Source organism: Sedimentitalea sp. (assembly GCF_039973035.1).
In the GTDB taxonomy this organism is placed as follows: domain Bacteria; phylum Pseudomonadota; class Alphaproteobacteria; order Rhodobacterales; family Rhodobacteraceae; genus Sedimentitalea.
This window is the reverse complement of record NZ_JBDWLR010000012.1, coordinates 1-14906: the sequence shown is the minus strand read 5'-3', so window position 1 is coordinate 14906 and position 14906 is coordinate 1. Positions and strand designations below refer to the sequence as shown.

At 57.1% G+C, this 14906-nt stretch carries 12 protein-coding genes and 2 pseudogenes; 8 read left to right on the top strand and 6 right to left on the bottom strand.

Annotation, left to right across the window (positions count from 1 at the left end; all coding sequences use genetic code 11):
- Nucleotides 1-29: 29 nt before the first annotated feature.
- Entirely contained in the window at nucleotides 30-395 is a 366-nt protein-coding gene (locus ABJO75_RS01540) for a cupin domain-containing protein (protein ID WP_348132324.1), read from the bottom strand.
- Nucleotides 396-543: 148 nt separating this feature from the next.
- Between ABJO75_RS01540 and ABJO75_RS01535 the strand changes: the two genes are divergently transcribed.
- Entirely contained in the window at nucleotides 544-1473 is a 930-nt protein-coding gene (locus tag ABJO75_RS01535) for a LysR family transcriptional regulator (protein ID WP_348132321.1), read from the top strand.
- Here ABJO75_RS01535 and ABJO75_RS01530 read toward each other — a convergent pair.
- Nucleotides 1446-2843 carry an FAD-dependent oxidoreductase gene (locus tag ABJO75_RS01530; RefSeq protein WP_348132319.1) on the bottom strand — a complete coding sequence of 466 codons (1398 nt, stop codon included), beginning with the start codon at nucleotides 2841-2843 and terminating at the stop codon, nucleotides 1446-1448. The genes ABJO75_RS01535 and ABJO75_RS01530 overlap by 28 nt on opposite strands.
- A 228-nt stretch (nucleotides 2844-3071) precedes the next feature.
- On the opposite strand from ABJO75_RS01530, the gene ABJO75_RS01525 reads away from it, so the two are divergent.
- On the top strand, nucleotides 3072-4523 hold the full coding sequence (locus ABJO75_RS01525) for an aldehyde dehydrogenase family protein (RefSeq protein ID WP_348132316.1): 1452 nt from the start codon (nucleotides 3072-3074) through the stop codon (nucleotides 4521-4523).
- A gap of 277 nt (nucleotides 4524-4800) precedes the next feature.
- Nucleotides 4801-6435: a sodium:solute symporter family protein gene (locus ABJO75_RS01520; protein WP_348132313.1), complete on the top strand. Its 1635-nt coding sequence runs from the start codon at nucleotides 4801-4803 to the stop codon at nucleotides 6433-6435.
- Nucleotides 6436-6499: 64 nt separating this feature from the next.
- Here ABJO75_RS01520 and ABJO75_RS01515 read toward each other — a convergent pair whose 3' ends face one another.
- Genes ABJO75_RS01515 through ABJO75_RS01500 form a run of 4 tightly spaced genes read right to left on the bottom strand, consistent with a single transcriptional unit; the run spans nucleotide 6500 to nucleotide 10172 of the window.
- On the bottom strand, nucleotides 6500-7276 hold the full coding sequence (locus ABJO75_RS01515) for a GntR family transcriptional regulator (protein WP_348132310.1): 777 nt from the start codon (nucleotides 7274-7276) through the stop codon (nucleotides 6500-6502).
- The gene (locus tag ABJO75_RS01510) at nucleotides 7276-8766 is read right to left on the bottom strand and encodes a tripartite tricarboxylate transporter permease (protein ID WP_348132308.1); all 1491 of its coding nucleotides are present in this window, start codon (nucleotides 8764-8766) and stop codon (nucleotides 7276-7278) included. Before ABJO75_RS01510 ends, ABJO75_RS01515 begins: the two co-directional genes overlap by 1 nt.
- A 9-nt stretch (nucleotides 8767-8775) precedes the next feature.
- Complete coding sequence (locus ABJO75_RS01505; RefSeq protein ID WP_348132306.1) at nucleotides 8776-9252, bottom strand: tripartite tricarboxylate transporter TctB family protein; 477 nt, start codon at nucleotides 9250-9252, stop codon at nucleotides 8776-8778.
- Nucleotides 9249-10172: a tripartite tricarboxylate transporter substrate binding protein gene (locus ABJO75_RS01500; protein ID WP_348132303.1), complete on the bottom strand. Its 924-nt coding sequence runs from the start codon at nucleotides 10170-10172 to the stop codon at nucleotides 9249-9251. The genes ABJO75_RS01505 and ABJO75_RS01500 overlap by 4 nt, the downstream gene beginning before the upstream one ends.
- A gap of 217 nt (nucleotides 10173-10389) precedes the next feature.
- Here ABJO75_RS01500 and ABJO75_RS01495 point away from each other — a divergent pair, with 217 nt between their 5' ends.
- The 5 genes and pseudogenes from ABJO75_RS01495 to ABJO75_RS01475 all read left to right on the top strand — a co-directional run.
- Complete coding sequence (locus ABJO75_RS01495) at nucleotides 10390-12702, top strand: DUF3604 domain-containing protein (protein WP_348132300.1); 2313 nt, start codon at nucleotides 10390-10392, stop codon at nucleotides 12700-12702.
- A gap of 253 nt (nucleotides 12703-12955) precedes the next feature.
- Nucleotides 12956-13528 carry a TetR/AcrR family transcriptional regulator gene (locus ABJO75_RS01490; protein WP_348132297.1) on the top strand — a complete coding sequence of 191 codons (573 nt, stop codon included), beginning with the start codon at nucleotides 12956-12958 and terminating at the stop codon, nucleotides 13526-13528.
- Between the two features lie 244 nt (nucleotides 13529-13772).
- A complete protein-coding gene (locus ABJO75_RS01485; protein WP_348432374.1) occupies nucleotides 13773-13931 on the top strand; it encodes an SDR family NAD(P)-dependent oxidoreductase in 159 nt (52 codons plus the stop codon).
- Between the two features lie 175 nt (nucleotides 13932-14106).
- Nucleotides 14107-14247 (top strand): annotated as a pseudogene (locus ABJO75_RS01480) (transposase); the annotation flags it as partial.
- Nucleotides 14248-14827: 580 nt separating this feature from the next.
- Nucleotides 14828-14906 (top strand): annotated as a pseudogene (locus ABJO75_RS01475) (IS5/IS1182 family transposase); the annotation flags it as partial.

The window sequence follows — 14906 nt, the reverse complement described above, 5'->3', positions numbered from 1 at the left end:
TTTCGTTTCCCAAAGTACTGTTCCCGGCGTCAGCCCATATAGAGAGCGTAATACTTGCGCATTGTTTCGACGACCCGGAACGTGCCTTTGAAGCCCTTTGGAACAAAGTAGCTCTCGCCGGCCACATAGGTGGATGCGTTTCCGTCCTGATCTGTCAGAGTGACCTTTCCGGAAAGCACCTGACAGAATTCGTCGCCGGGATAGGCGTCAAACGCTTCGGCGTAGGGTGTGCTTTCCCAGATGCCGACAACAAAGTTGCCATCCTTAGACTCCGAAATCACCGCGCCTTGCTCTTGCGGATTGCCGTCAATCACCGCTTCTGGCGGCACAACCGAGCAGGGCTCAAGCTTAAGGTCGCCAGCGCCGTCGGGGGTCATTTTCACTACTGAGTTCATCGGTATTCCTGCTCTACTTGAGGTTTGACGGGCCGATATCGGAGGAATGGTCCGGCCCGGTTTTCATGGAACCACCGTAAAAGCCTTGCCAGTTCGGAAAAATCATGAATGCAATGAGGCTAAGGCACGATAAAAGTAGCGGTGAACCATGCTCAATCAGGTCCGGGACGCGGACATCCATCTTCTCAGGGTCTTTGTGGCGGTGGCTGAATGTGGAGGCTTTGCCGCAGCGCAGGACCGGCTGAACGTGGCGGCGTCGACGATCAGTACGCAAATTTCCAATCTGGAAACCCGACTGGGGTTTCGCCTGTGCGAGCGGGGGCGGGCGGGATTTTCGCTGACCAATCAAGGCGAGATTGTCCTGACCTCGACCTACAAACTGCTGCGTGATCTTGGCGAATTCGTCAACACCATCGAAGCGACGCAGGACGATCTGATCGGATCGGTGCGTATCATTCTGATCGATAATATTCTGACCCATCCCGGCTGCCGGTTCTCGGCGGCGATGGCAAAGCTGCGCCGTGATAACCCATATCTGCAACTGGAAGTGCGCCAGATGGCGCCCGGCAGAATAGAAACGGCGCTGTTGAAACGCGAAACTGATCTGGCCTTGGGTTGGTTCAATTCGCTGACGCCCAGCCTGCGCTATGAACTGCTGTTTCACGAACGGCATCAGGTCTATTGCGGTTTTGACAACCCGCTGTTTGAACGCGCGCCGCATGACATTGCTCCGGAAGAACTGGAACAGGCCGATTGGGTCGCACGGGCCTACGAACTACCCCAGACCATCCACTTTGCCCATCCGCCGGTCGCTTCAGCAGTGTCACATTACATGGAAGGTGTCGCGCATTTTGTTCTGGCGGGTACGCATATCGGCTATCTGCCGGAACATCTCGCGGCACCCTGGGTACACAACGGGATGATGCGCGCAATTCATCCCGCAACCTATTTCTACGAACTGCCGATGAGCCTCGCGTCGCGTGAAGACACCGCAAACGAGCGGCGTGTTCAGGCCGTGCGCGATGCCATCTGCGCCGCGCACGCAACCAATCAGGAAAGCGGAAATCCCATCGCCTGAACGAGTTTCAGCCAAGCGTGACGCCATCCGCCTTTTTCATCTGCCGTGTCGAGTGCATAGAGCGTAACCTTTGAACCAATCCAGCGGAAAGGCTCTGGCAGGATCGTGTTCGGCATGGTGGTGGCGAAATCCATCTTGAGTTCCGGCAGATCAACTCCATCCAGCTTGGCCAGCGCAACACGCGCCCCGAACCGGCTGGTCGAGATTCCAAACCCGGAATAGCCACCAACCCAGACCATATCGCCATCCATGTAATCCTGAAAATGCACCGCCATCCGCGTTGTCAGCGCAATTGGACCTGACCAAGCGTGGGTGAACTTGACGTCGTTCAGTTGCGGAAAAGTACGGTTAAACGCATCCGCCAGCCGCACATAGGGATCGACCACGCGTTCGCCCGCTGGATCAGTATTGTTGGTGCCGTCATAGTAATATATCAGCCGCCCACCAAAGGTGATCCGGTTGTCCTTGGTCATCCGCATATAGTTGAGCTGTGTGCGGGTATCATAGATGCCCTGCCGGTTGGTCCAGCCGATCCGGTCAAGCTGTTCATCGGTCAAGGGTTCAGTCGCTATGATCCGGTCGCGGATGCCTGCCACGCGTTTCTTGATCCGCTTGTGACCGGCGGCAAAGGCATTTGTGCCCAGCATGATCTTGCGCGCCTTGATGGTTCCATCGTGTGTGGTGACCTTGAGAACACCGTTCTCACGGTCGATCTTTTCCATCGGCGTCAATTCGTGCAGCCGCACCCCAAGGTTCAGCGCCGCGCGCTTAAGACCCCAGGCCAGAAGGGCTGGATGCACGGTGCCGCTCAAGTCCTTGCTCCAGCAGCCGCCCGAGAAAATCGGCGAATTGACCTCGGCCTGCACACCGGCCTGATCCAGCAGTTCGACAGTGTGACCGTATTTCTTGTGCAGGTCATGTTCGGCCTGCACATCCGGCAAGGCCCCGTCACCAATCGCAACGGTCAGTTCTCCGCCCCATGTGTTATGCGCATCAATCTTGTGCCGTTCCAACGTGTCAAGAAATCCGCGCATGTTATCTTGACCCAAACGCTCGAGTTCGGCGATGTCGTTGGGGAACAGTCGCTCGGCATTGTGAAGACCATGCATGATCGATGTCGAGACCACGCCACCAGGGCGGCCCGAGGCACCATAGGCCACTTTGCCTGCCTCTATCAGCATTACGTCGCGATCTGGATCGGCTTCCTTGGCCTGAATCGCGGCCCATAGTCCGGTAAAGCCACCGCCGATGATCAACAGATCGGCAGAGGTGTGACCGATATGCTGCGCGGTCACCTCGGGTGCCGCATCATTGTCCAGCCAGAACGGAAAGAATGTCACATCCTTCAGGGCACCGGTGGCAAAGCTCATGTTCTTTCTCCCATCACATCACGTTTCGGGCACCCTGCCGTCCCGAACCTCGTTCTAAAATAACGGGACACCTATGCCATACTCCGAGGATTGTCGGGGTTTCGTCGATAAACGTGGTGCGACGTCGGTCTTTCCACGAGATCCATCGTAGCAACACGACGGGCTTTCGTCATTCTTTCCACCTTGGCCCCCGCGCATTGTCGGAGCAAATCATTTGGGGAACGGATCATGCCCGAGGCACTTCTGGAACGAGAAAACACCGTCTTTGTGGGCGGGCAGTGGAAAAACGGACGTGGCGCCGAAATGCTGGAGGTGATTGATCCCAGCACCGGTAATGTTCTGTCGCGGGTGCAGGCTGGCAGCGCCGAAGATGTAGAGAAGGCGGCCAGGGCAGCGGCAAAGGCCTTTGATGGCTGGAAACGCAAACCCGGTGCCGAGCGGGCAAAGTACTTGCTCGGGTTCGCGCGCGGGCTGGAATCGCGCAAGACCATTCTAGTGCGCGTGCAGATGCACAACAACGGCAAGTCGCGCATCGAGGCCGAGATCGATGTCGATGATGCGATTGCGACCTTCGATTATTACGCCACCCTTGCCGAGGGGCTGGATGAACGTCAGGACACCCGCGTTGACCACGCAGGCGGCATGCATTTCGGGCTGGTGCGACATGAACCGGTCGGGCCGGTCGGCATGATCGTACCGTGGAACTTTCCACTTGTGACAAGCGCGTGGAAAATTGCTCCCGCGCTGGCCGCTGGCTGCACTGCGACTGTGAAAACCAGCGAAATGACACCGCTGAATGAACTGGTTTATGGCGATATCGCCGCCGAGATCGGCCTTCCTGCCGGGGTTCTGAATATCGTTACTGGCGGTGCCGAGGTTGGCATCGCGCTGACGCGGGCGCATGAATTCCGCAAGATCAGCTTTACCGGCTCCAATATGATCGGCGCCAAGGTGATGGAAGCGGTTTCCGCGCGTTGTTTGCCGATCTCGCTCGAGCTTGGCGGCAAATCACCCATAGTCGTCACCGCCGATGCCGATATCGATCAGGCGGTGTCCTGCATCATGGGGGGCATCTTTTTCAACGCGGGCCAGATGTGTTCCGCCACCTCAAGATTGATCGTGGATAAATCAATCGAACCAAAACTTATCGAGGCGCTGGTCGAAGCCTCTCGTGCGCTACGGGTCGGGTCGCCCTTTGAGGATGGGGTCGAGATGGGGCCGCTGACCACTAGCGCGCAATGTCACAAGGTGCTCTGGATGATCGAGGACGCGAAATCTGACGGCCTCGATTGCGTGATCGGTGGTGGCGCGATTGATCGCGAGGGTCATTTCGTCAAACCAACGATCTTTCGGGACGTGCCGCAGGATCATACGATCTGGCGAGACGAAATTTTCGGCCCGGTGTTGGCCACGACGACTGTGTCCTCGGACGAAGAGGCCATCGCAGTGGCCAATGACACGCACTACGGACTCGTCGGATCGGTCGTCAGCGGCGACTGGACGCGGGCCAAGGCCATCGCCGACCGGATTGAGGCGGGACAGATCTGGATCAACACGCCACAGGTGGTTTACCCCGACAGTGCCTGGGGTGGTTTCAAACAAAGCGGCATCGGGCGGGAACTCGGGCCTTGGGGCTTGTCCGGATATCTTGGTGTGAAACACATCCTGTCCAAGGTCTGAGCACATCGTGCAATTCTCTGGCACTTGCAGCATAAACTCTTCTTGCGGAGTACCAATAAAACGCCATTTTCCAGCCGTCCGCTCGTCGGGCGGCTGAATGATTCCAATAGCTTGGCGGCACGGACGCACAGAAACGCGCCGCTTTCAGGAAACTTCTAGAAACGTCGATGTATCAATCTCTGACTCCGTAATTCGTTAACTCGTTCATCTGCGGCAAACCCAACGCATGGATAGGCAAACCAAAAGGGAAGCCTGAAAAGCGACAGGGATTGAAAGAATGGAACAGACTTACGAAAACGGCAGTTTGGTCATCGCCGGGCTGGGCATATATATGCTGCTTTTGCTTGCCGTCGGTTGGTGGGCATCAAAGCGGGTTTCGGACGAGGCTGACTTTCTTGTGGCGGGCCGTCGTCTGGGTCTGCCGCTGATGGTGGGCGCGCTGGTTGCGACATGGTTCGGAGCCGGGACCACCATGGGCGCGTCGGGCGCGACCTATCTGTTTGGTGTGCAGGGCGTGGTGTTTGACCCGTTCGGCGCGGCGTTGTGTCTTGTCTTGTTGGGTGTTTTCTTTGCCCGAGTCGTTCGACGTTCGAAATTCATGACTTTGGTAGATTTTTTCGAAAGCCGGTATAACAGCAAGGTTGCTGGTTTGTCGGCCTTGGTCATGCTGATCGCCGAAATGGGGTGGATCGGCGCGCTGCTGGTCGGGTTCGGTTCCATCATCACCTTCTTCACAGGTATTCCGCTGGCCTGGGGCATAGGTATCTCGACGCTTGTGCTGATCGCCTACACCGTCATGGGCGGTATGTATGCGGTCACCATGACCGACAGCGTGCAAATCGCCGTTGTGACGGTTTCGATGATCGCGATCTTTGTCATCGTCATGGGCCTGCCCGAGGTCGGCGGTTGGGACTACATCCTCTCGAACGATCCGTCGCATAACTGGATGGGGATCAACCAATGGGACTTCTTCCCGACTTCCGAGGCACGCGCCGATGCTGAACTGGGCAATACCGGTTTCAACTACTACACAGGGCATATGGGCTGGTTCTATTGGTTCGCTGCAATCATGGCCGTTGGTGTCGGCTCGATTGCCGCACAGGACGTGAACCAGCGCCTGATGTCGGCAAAGTCGGAGAACGTCGGTGTCGCATCGGCCATCGTGTCCGGTATCGTTTATATCATCCTCGGCATGATCCCGGTGATCCTCGGCGTGGCGGCATTCAAGCTCTACCCGGATATGGAATTTGACGTGGTGCAGAACCAGATGTTGCTGGTCATGGCGGCCGAATACCTGCCAACCGGCCTTGTAATCATCTTTGTCTGCGGTCTCGTCGCCGCCTTGATGTCCTCGGCTGCTGCGGCGACGCTCGCCGGTGCTTCGATCGTGGGCTACAATGGCGGCAAGATGCTTAATCCGAATATCTCGGATGAGGCGTCATTGCGCTGGACCCGGATTTTCGTGCCGGTTGTGGCTTGTGTTTCGCTGGTGATCGCGCTGAAATTTGAAGTGATCTACAACCTGATGGTCGCCGCCTGGACGCTGCTTTTGGTGTCGAATTTCGTACCCTATGCCTGCGGCTTCTTCTGGAAAAAGGCCAACTCGGTTGGCGCGCTGGCGGCGATGATAGGTGGGTTTCTTGGCTGGATTGCGGGGTTCTATTATTATCTGCCTATCACATCCGAGGCCAACACCGGTGTCGTGCCGGGGGTCGATGGGGTCTATCAGGATTGGGCCAATTGGGACGCGATCTACATCGGATCGATCTGGGGCGTCATCGCATCGGTTACACTGATGGTTGCGGTTTCGCTGGCGACGCAAAAGTCGGTGCCGCCGAAACCGGTCATGGATGCCGATGGTCAGCCACTTGACATGAAAGGTTGGAGCGGTCTGGTGCCGTCAAAACACTGACAAATGAATGTCACGCCAATATCGCCTCGCCCCTGATCGGGCGGGGCGAAACATGCTCTCGGCGCTAAAACTCAAGCTCGATCTGGTCTGCAGGAACATAAAGCGTCTGGAAGTAGAACGGTCGACCATCTGTCAGCACGGTCCGCGCATCGACGCACAGAGTGCGCTGGTGCAAGTCGAGGCCAAATGTGGCAAGCTTGCGGGGATCGACATTTTCGCACTTCACCCGGTGCTTGGCGCCCGCGGCCTTTATCTTGAGCTTTTGTTCGATGACCGTCCGAAGGTTTGTCAGACGTAACTCGCCGGCCGAAATCAGGTGTGGTGGAACCAGCGCGGGATCAAGCATCATCTCGGCCCCGATCCGGATGCCCCCGGTGCCTTCGATCTGACGGCGGATGACGAGAAAGCTAGGGAGTTCGCCGAGCTGTTCACTCCATCGTCCCTGTTCGGTGCTTTGCAGCACCTCTACCTCTTGATGCATGATCCGGAACTGCTCGCCGGTGTCCACAAGGTGCATGCGGAAATGCCAGATCGTGGGCGAGAATTTGGTGCCAGCGGATACTCTGGTACCATCGCCCCTGCGCCTCTCGATCAGCCCAAGATCCTGAACCTGTCGCAGCGCGGCCTGAACGGTGCCAAGACTGATGCCCAGGTCGCGGGCGAGCGCGGTTTCCGGTGGCAGTCGCGAACCGGGTTTGAGCCGGTCAGCATTGATTGCCCAGACCAGGGCGATCCGCAGCGCGTTCCGTTTGCTGGAACCCTCCCTTATCTCTCGCTCAAGAATGTCGCGAAGCAACCCCATCAATCGGTCGGCGTCTTCGGCGATTTCTGTCTGGTTCATCAGGATGTCCGGGCGCGCATAATTCCGCGAACCATAACCGCCACCGTCAGCAGAAGGAACAGGATTGCGACCGGAGACTGAAGCATCTCGGCGTATTTCCCGTTGTAGAGCAAGAGCGTTTGGCGCATCGAGTTTTCAAACTGGCCACCCAGCAGAAAGCCGATCACCAGACAGACCATTGAAAAACCGGTGCGTATCATCAGGATACCCAGCCCGGCAAAGACAAACATCACACCCACATCCCAGAAGGATTGCGCCGGCAGAAATACACCCACGATGCAGAAGGTGATGACCGGGGGCAGGATCAGCCCACGCGGGATGGTGGCGAAATGAACCCAGACGTTGACGCCCATCCGACCAATAACGAGGTGCACAAAGTTGGCGAGGATCATCGAAGCGAATAGCGCATAGATCAGGTCTCCGTGCATCTGCAGCATGAAAGGACCGGGGACGATCCCGTGCATGACCAGGGCTCCAATCAAAAGTGCCGCCGCGATGTTGCCGGGAATGCCGAGGGCGATGGTCGGCACCAGATTTGCGCCGACGACGGCGCTGTTAGCGGCTTCGGTGGCGATGATGCCTTCGGGTTCACCCTTGCCGAAATTCTGTCCGTTGGGAGAGGCGCGTCGCGCAGCCCCATAGGACAGAAAAGCGGCCAGCGTCACGCCCAGCCCTGGCAGCATTCCGACAAAAGAGCCGATCAGAGATGAGCGGATAATGGTCTTCCAGTGGGAAAAGAATTCGCTTGCCGGTAGCCATGTCTTTTCGCCTGATTTCGACTGTTGCAGGTCAAACGCTTCGGTGCCGCCGGAACGGCCGATGTCGAACATTTCGGACAGGACCGAGGCCAATGCCAGCCCGCCAATGGCGATGGGGATCAGGGGTAAGCCGTCATAGAGATTGATCTCACCAAAGGTCATGCGCTGGGTGCTGTGCACCGGATCAAGACCCACGGTGGACAGGAACACACCACCAAAGATCGCGATGGTTCCCTTGAGGGGAGAGTCGCCGGTGATGCTCGACAACAGGGCAAAGGCAAAGAGGAACACCGTTGCATATTCGAGTGGACCGAATTGCAACGCGATGGCGGCAAAGGGAACCACCAGAAGGATCAGCATGACATCGGAAATCGTATCGCCGGTCACCGAAGAAAAGATCGCGAACTTCAGTGCGCGCTTGGCTTCTCCGCGTTTTGCCATCGGGTGGCCGTCCATCGCGGTGGCGGCAGACTCCGGTGTGCCCGGACTATTCAGCAGGATCGCGGGAATTGCGCCGCCCGATGTGCCACCCTTGTTGACGCCCACGAGAAAGGCGATGGCGACGAGTGGGGTCATGTAATAGGTGATCGGGATCAGGACGGCCATTGCCGTCGTGCTGCCCAGCCCCGGAATGGCACCGATGATGATGCCTAGCGTGATCCCCCCGGCAATCGCGATGAGATTGTAAAAGGTAAAGGCCGCGTCAAAGGCGGTGAGGATCTGATCCATCATGGGGATGCCTCAGGGAAGTTGGATGCTGAAAAGAGCCTGAACCGCAAATTGCAGCACAAAGGGCAGGGAGAGCGCGATGATCGCCGAGATCCACCATCGCCCACGATAACGTGAGACCACAGTCGCTGCGGCGGTGGCCAGAATGCTCGCGGGGGCGAGCCCGACGTGCAACAGCAGCAACATGATAACGGTTGCAAAGACGCCCCAGCCCACGACTTCGGTGACGATCTGCAACCCTCGGGTATGGCTGCTTTCTTGCAAGGTGGAACGGTTCAGAAAGATCAGCCCAAGCGAACAGGTCAGTACGACACCAGCCGTCAGTTTGGGAAAGAATGAGGGCGCAACCTCACCGCGTGATGCCTCTCCGGGTACCGAAACGGGAATGAGCCAGACAAGTGCGATCAGGCTCAGCACGGCAAGGACGAGACCGCAGATGAAATCAAGGCGCCGCTTCGCGCCTTGATCCGTGTTGGTTGCGACGATCACTCCTGACCTGCGATCTCGGCAAGAACCGCATTGCTGTCGGTGATCGCTTTGGTGATCTCGGCTGTGCCCTGATAGGCGAGAGGGAAGCTCAATTTGTTGTTCATCAGATCGACGAATTCAGGATCTTCCATCGCGGCCTCGGTCTTTTCTGCGATGAAGGCGATGATATCCTCGGGCGTTCCGGCGGGAACGCTGAGAATGGCCTGGCTTGGCATCGAAAATCCGTAGAGTTCCTGAATGGATGGTACGTCAGGGCTGGCGGCAAGCCGGTCGCTGTTCATCGACATCAAGACTTTCATTTTACCATCATATGCCTGATGGACGCCGCCGGACCAGGCGAAATCAATTTTGCCACCCAACAGGAACGGGACCATCTCGCCGCCGCCTTTTGTCGGGATACCGTTCCATTGAACGCCTTCCTTTTCGGCGACCGCGTCGATGAAGGCGCGTGAAATGGAGCTTTGATCCCCATAACTCAGCGTACTGTCGCTGGACTGGGCAACCAGTTCCTCCATCGTGTCAAAGGGCGCATCTGCGGCGGCGACGACTGCCTGTTGATAGTCGGTGATCTTTGCCACGAAATCAAAACTGTCGAGGGTGAAATCCACATCCTGCGTGAGGGGCGGCCACATCAGTGACGATGCAGTGGAAAACAGGATAGTATAGCCATCTGCCGGCGCGCGCGACACTTCGGAAGCGCCAAGGGCGCCGCCCGCACCGGGACGCACCTTGACGATGATCTTTTGTCCGATCTCCTCGCCCAGTGCGACCGAGAAGATTCGCGCCATGGTCTCTGTCGACCCCCCGGCAGCGTAGGGGATAACAAGGGTGACGGGCTTTGACGGATAATCCTGTGCAGCTGCGGCGAATGCGACACCGGAGGCGAACGTGAATGCGATGGCGGCCGTTGGGAATTTCATTGGAGGACCTCTCTGGTTGGGTGGGTTTAGAATACTATAGAGTATTACGAGTGCAAAACTTTTCTCATATTTCCTGCGTTCGTCGAAATTCATTTGAAGTATTGCCAATATTTTATACTTTCACCCTCATTTCTCTGACATCACGCTAAAACCTGTCTGGATAATCGAGAGGCTTTCTGTAAAACTATATATTAATGTCTAATCCGGAGATTTCTGCATGACCCTTCCTCATCATCCTGTCGACCCTGCTCTTGTTGGCGACGCGCGCTTTACAACGCTGCCAGGTGACGATGATTCGCTCTATGGCACGGCGACGATGGAGGGGCCGCGCACGGCAGAGGTGCGCACCTATCAGACATTCAAGATTCGCTATCAGACCGGCAAACTGGGCCTTGACGATACAGGCAGCGTCCGGGTTGCCTTCCGTTTCATCTCGGATGCGGGGTTTCTTCAGACGACCGATCCGGCGGCGGCAAACTATGTCACCGCGCGCAGTTCTGGCGAGGGGCAGTTACAACTCAAATACGATCGAAACGGTGGTCAGCGTCCTTGGAACGAGACGCTGACCGTGTATCAGAGCGGTGGTTACCTTAAGCCCGGCGAAACCATCGAGATTGTCATCGGGGGTACTACCGGGGGAAGCCCGGGTCTGTTGATGCCGACGTTCCTGGACTCGGGGCGCGTCTTTCGGGTGATGGCCGATGTGCAGGCGACGGGCGTTCATATCCCGGTACCCGGTGACCCGCTTTTCGTAACGGTCGTACCGGGGCCGGCATCACGTCATCTCGCGGTTCTTCCGACCCTGCGTCGGCCCGGACAGCCCTTTCATCTGGGAGTGAAGGCTGAGGATCGTTGGGGTAATCCCACCGGGCAAGGACCGCGTCGCTTTACGGTTGAATGCCCGGTGCCAGTCAACGGGCTACCCGAAACCATCGACTTTTCCCCGGAGAGTGGCGCGATGACGCTCGAAGGGCTGACATGTGACACCGAGGGGGAACTGCAGATCACGCTCACGGATGAAACGGGGCAGGTGGTCAAGACAGGTCCTCTCGTCATCAGTGACCGCGAGACCGTGCATTACTGGGGCGATCTGCATGGGCAGACCGGCGAAACGGTCGGGACCAACATCGCGGAGTACTATTTTGACTTTGCGCGCAGCAAATCCTTTCTCGACGTGACCAGCCATCAGGGAAACGATTTTCAGATCACCGATCGGTTCTGGACGCGCCTGAACGAAATCACCGCCGAAGCCAACGATCCTGGGCGTTTTACCGTATTGCCGGGCTATGAGTGGTCTGGGAACACCGCGGTCGGAGGCGATCACAACGTATTCTACCTAGACGAAGGCGCGCCGATCTATCGCTGCTCGCACGCGCTGGTTGCGGATCGCAGTGACGCCGCAAATGATGCCCATACGCTGACCGACCTCTACAAGAAGTTCGAGGCCGAACCGACCGAGACCGTTATGTACGCCCATGTGGGTGGGCGCTATGCCAATATCTTTTTTGACCATGACCCTCGCTTCGAGGCGGCGGTCGAGATGCATTCCGCCTGGGGCAGCTTTGAGTGGATTCTGACTGATGGCTTTCCGCTGCGGCGTCGTGTCGGGGTCGTATGTAACAGTGACGGTCACAAGGGGCGGCCGGGATCCAGCTATCCCGGCGCATCGGTGTTTGGCGCCTATGGGGGGCTGACCTGTTTTGTAACCGCGGAGAACACTCGCAGTGCCATCTTTGAAGCGATCCGGCGTCGCCATACCTTTGGCACGACCGGGCCGCGCGTCTTTGTCGATGTTTCGGCAAAGTTGCCTGAGGGCGGTACGTTGTACCTGCGCAACCCGGATGCCCTTCCAGAGACTGATACGGAGGCCGTTGATCGCTGCACAATGGGTGACATCGTCAGGGTCAATGGCGACACCGCCGAAATCGAAGTGACGGTCAAGTCACCGGCGGGGATCGCCAGCCTGGAGCTGCGCGACAAGGCTGATGTGCTCAAACGTATTCGGCCCTACGACGAGGCCGATTTGGGCAATCGGATCAGAGTCATGTGGTCCGGGGCCGAGTATCGCGGCCGGGGGCGCAACACCAATTGGCGAGGCCGGGCCGATTTCAAGGCGGCACGTATTGATCGGTTCGAGCGGATCAACCGACTGAACCATGAACAAAGGCTAGAGCAGACAGGATCTGGCGCAGTCGTCTGGAGCGCGGTGACGACCGGCAACATGATGGGATTTGACATATGGGTCGACGCCGAGGAGGGCGCGTTGCTCGACATCCTTACCAACCTCGGAAATCTCGCGCTGCCGTTGGATGATATCGGAGGCGAGCCGGTGGTGATGGACGCCGGTGGGCTCGCGCGGGAATTGCGGGTTCAGCGTCTGCCCGATGCACCGCTGTCGCGCGAGATCACACTGCACGAAACCGTCAAGATTCGCGAAACTGGTGATACTCCGATTTGGATCTGCGCGACTTTTGAGGATGGTAACCAAGCGTGGACGAGTCCGATCTATCTGTTTCGGGACGGTGGGTGAGGCAAGCGGACGCTATCGATTTTTTCAATTAATGGGCCGCTAAGGCCGCTCTGTCGCGGATTGTGCAGACCGTTCCCGAAGGATGGCTTTCGGGGTGCTTCATGCATTCCTGTTCTGCCGGTCGGACACAGCATGCATGCGTCAATTGACGTGGTCGAAAAAAGCTTACCCTCGCCATAAGTTTTGGCGTCCGCAATGGTAATGAATATTCATTATCATATATCCTGCTGAACCGGTGCAGGATACGAGGCCAATGCCCAGAACGACCAAAGACGCGAATCGCCGCAAGCTCCGGAACGCCGCCGTGGCCAAAGGAGTCGAGAAAGGATTTGCTGCCGTGTCCGTCGCCGGTGTGGTCCAGCGCGCCCATGTTTTGGCGGGCACCGTCGATGTACACTTCAAAAACAAGGACGATATGCTTGGGCAAGTCTATATGGAAATCAAGAGTGAGTTTCACGGCGCTCAGATACAGGGGTTGAACGCAGGTGGCACGGCAAGCTCTATCCGACAGATGTGGTTCCGGATGTTCGACTTTGTGTCTGAGCAACCGCAGGATCTGCTTTTTCTGGAATTCGGAAATGCCGCAAAGATCCTGACGCCCGCACAGCAAGCTATCGTGGATGGGTTTGCCAAGGACATTGCTGACGTTTTGCGACGTGGCGTGGATGACGGGACGCTCGTGCCTCTCTATACCAGCCTTTTGTCGCTTCTCCTCAATGCTCCCGAAATGCAACTGGCCCGTAGTTCAGCATTGAATGGAACTGGGCTCGACAGCTCGACAATCGAACAGACCTTTGATCGGGTCTGGCTTTCGATCGCAGCTTGATACCGCTTCAAGAGGATACCCCTCATGAGCAAGGTCATTCTGGATACCGGAACCTCCACAGGGCTGGTCATCACAATCTCCGTGTAGGCTGCCAAGGTGGGGCAAACGGTCTACACCACGATGCGCAACCTTGATCGGCTTGGTGCTTGGGGCGCCGTGGCTGAGCAGGCCGGCGTTTCAATGCAGGTTCTGCAACTGGACGTGCAGGATAGTGTATCGGTCAATGCCGCCGTGGAACAGGTCATTGCGGACAGGGGCGTATCGACCCCTTGTGGACAACGCCGGTCTTGGCTTTGTCCGGAGCACCGAACAGGCGAGCGAAGAGGACATCCAGAAGATCGTGGATATCAACTTTACAGGTGTTGTGCGCTGCACCAAGGCGGTGCTGCCTCATATGCGCTAGGGCGGTCAGGTCATATCGTCAGTTGATGTAGCAGGCAGTTTCTTTGGTCCCGCGGTGCGCCGTATCACCCCCCAAACTCAGGGCAAGATCGAGCGATGGCATCAGAAATTGAAGAACCGCATCTTGTTGAGAAACTACTTCCTGCCGGGTGATGAGCAGCAGCCGACCGCGACCGGCGCTGTTGGCGCATGTGCTAGTCTCAAAGTACGCGGATCATCTGCCGCTTTACCACCAAAGCCAAATCTATGCCCGCGACGGTCTAAATCTCGACCGCTCGACCATGGCCGACTGGTTGGGCCGTTCGACGGCACTTCTGGAACTACTGGCCGATGCTATTGGCCAGATGGTCCAGCGGGGTGCGTCATCTTCACCGATGATAGTGGACGTCATCGAAAGGTGTTCGTGGTGCAAGAGAGTTTTAAAGCTATACTTGGGGGATTGTATGATCTTGAGTCAGCGGTTTTAGTATGTAGCCATTGAACGCTATCAAGTTGTAGTCACGGTCACCAAGCGCCTCTTTAATAGCTACTTCCTTTTCCGAGGTTGCAATTAGGATTTGGTGTCCGCCCAGCCCAGCCGTTCTTTAGCCGCCTCTCGAAATAGGCTATTCAAGTTGACAGGCTCAGCAGCTTGTTGTCCGGGTTCATCGAAAACAACCAACCCCGAGTGATTGGTACTATACTTATCTTCTAACTTGAGAAGGGACAGGTAGTTTGAACACCTTAGGTGTATTCCATCACTAGCGGATGCTTCGAAACCGATATCCTTCTCTATATCGCCATCGGTGTCCTTGTCGAACACAAGTACCTGGGGTCGGAAATTATCTTTAGCGAAGGTCAGGAAGCATTGATTTTCAGTGTGCGGCGAATTTACGGCTCGGAAAACGAAGTGGTGGCATGAGCGACCTTTACTGGCGGACCGACGAGCAGATGGCCAAGCTTGCCCCTTTTTTCCGAAGTCTCACGGCAAGCCACG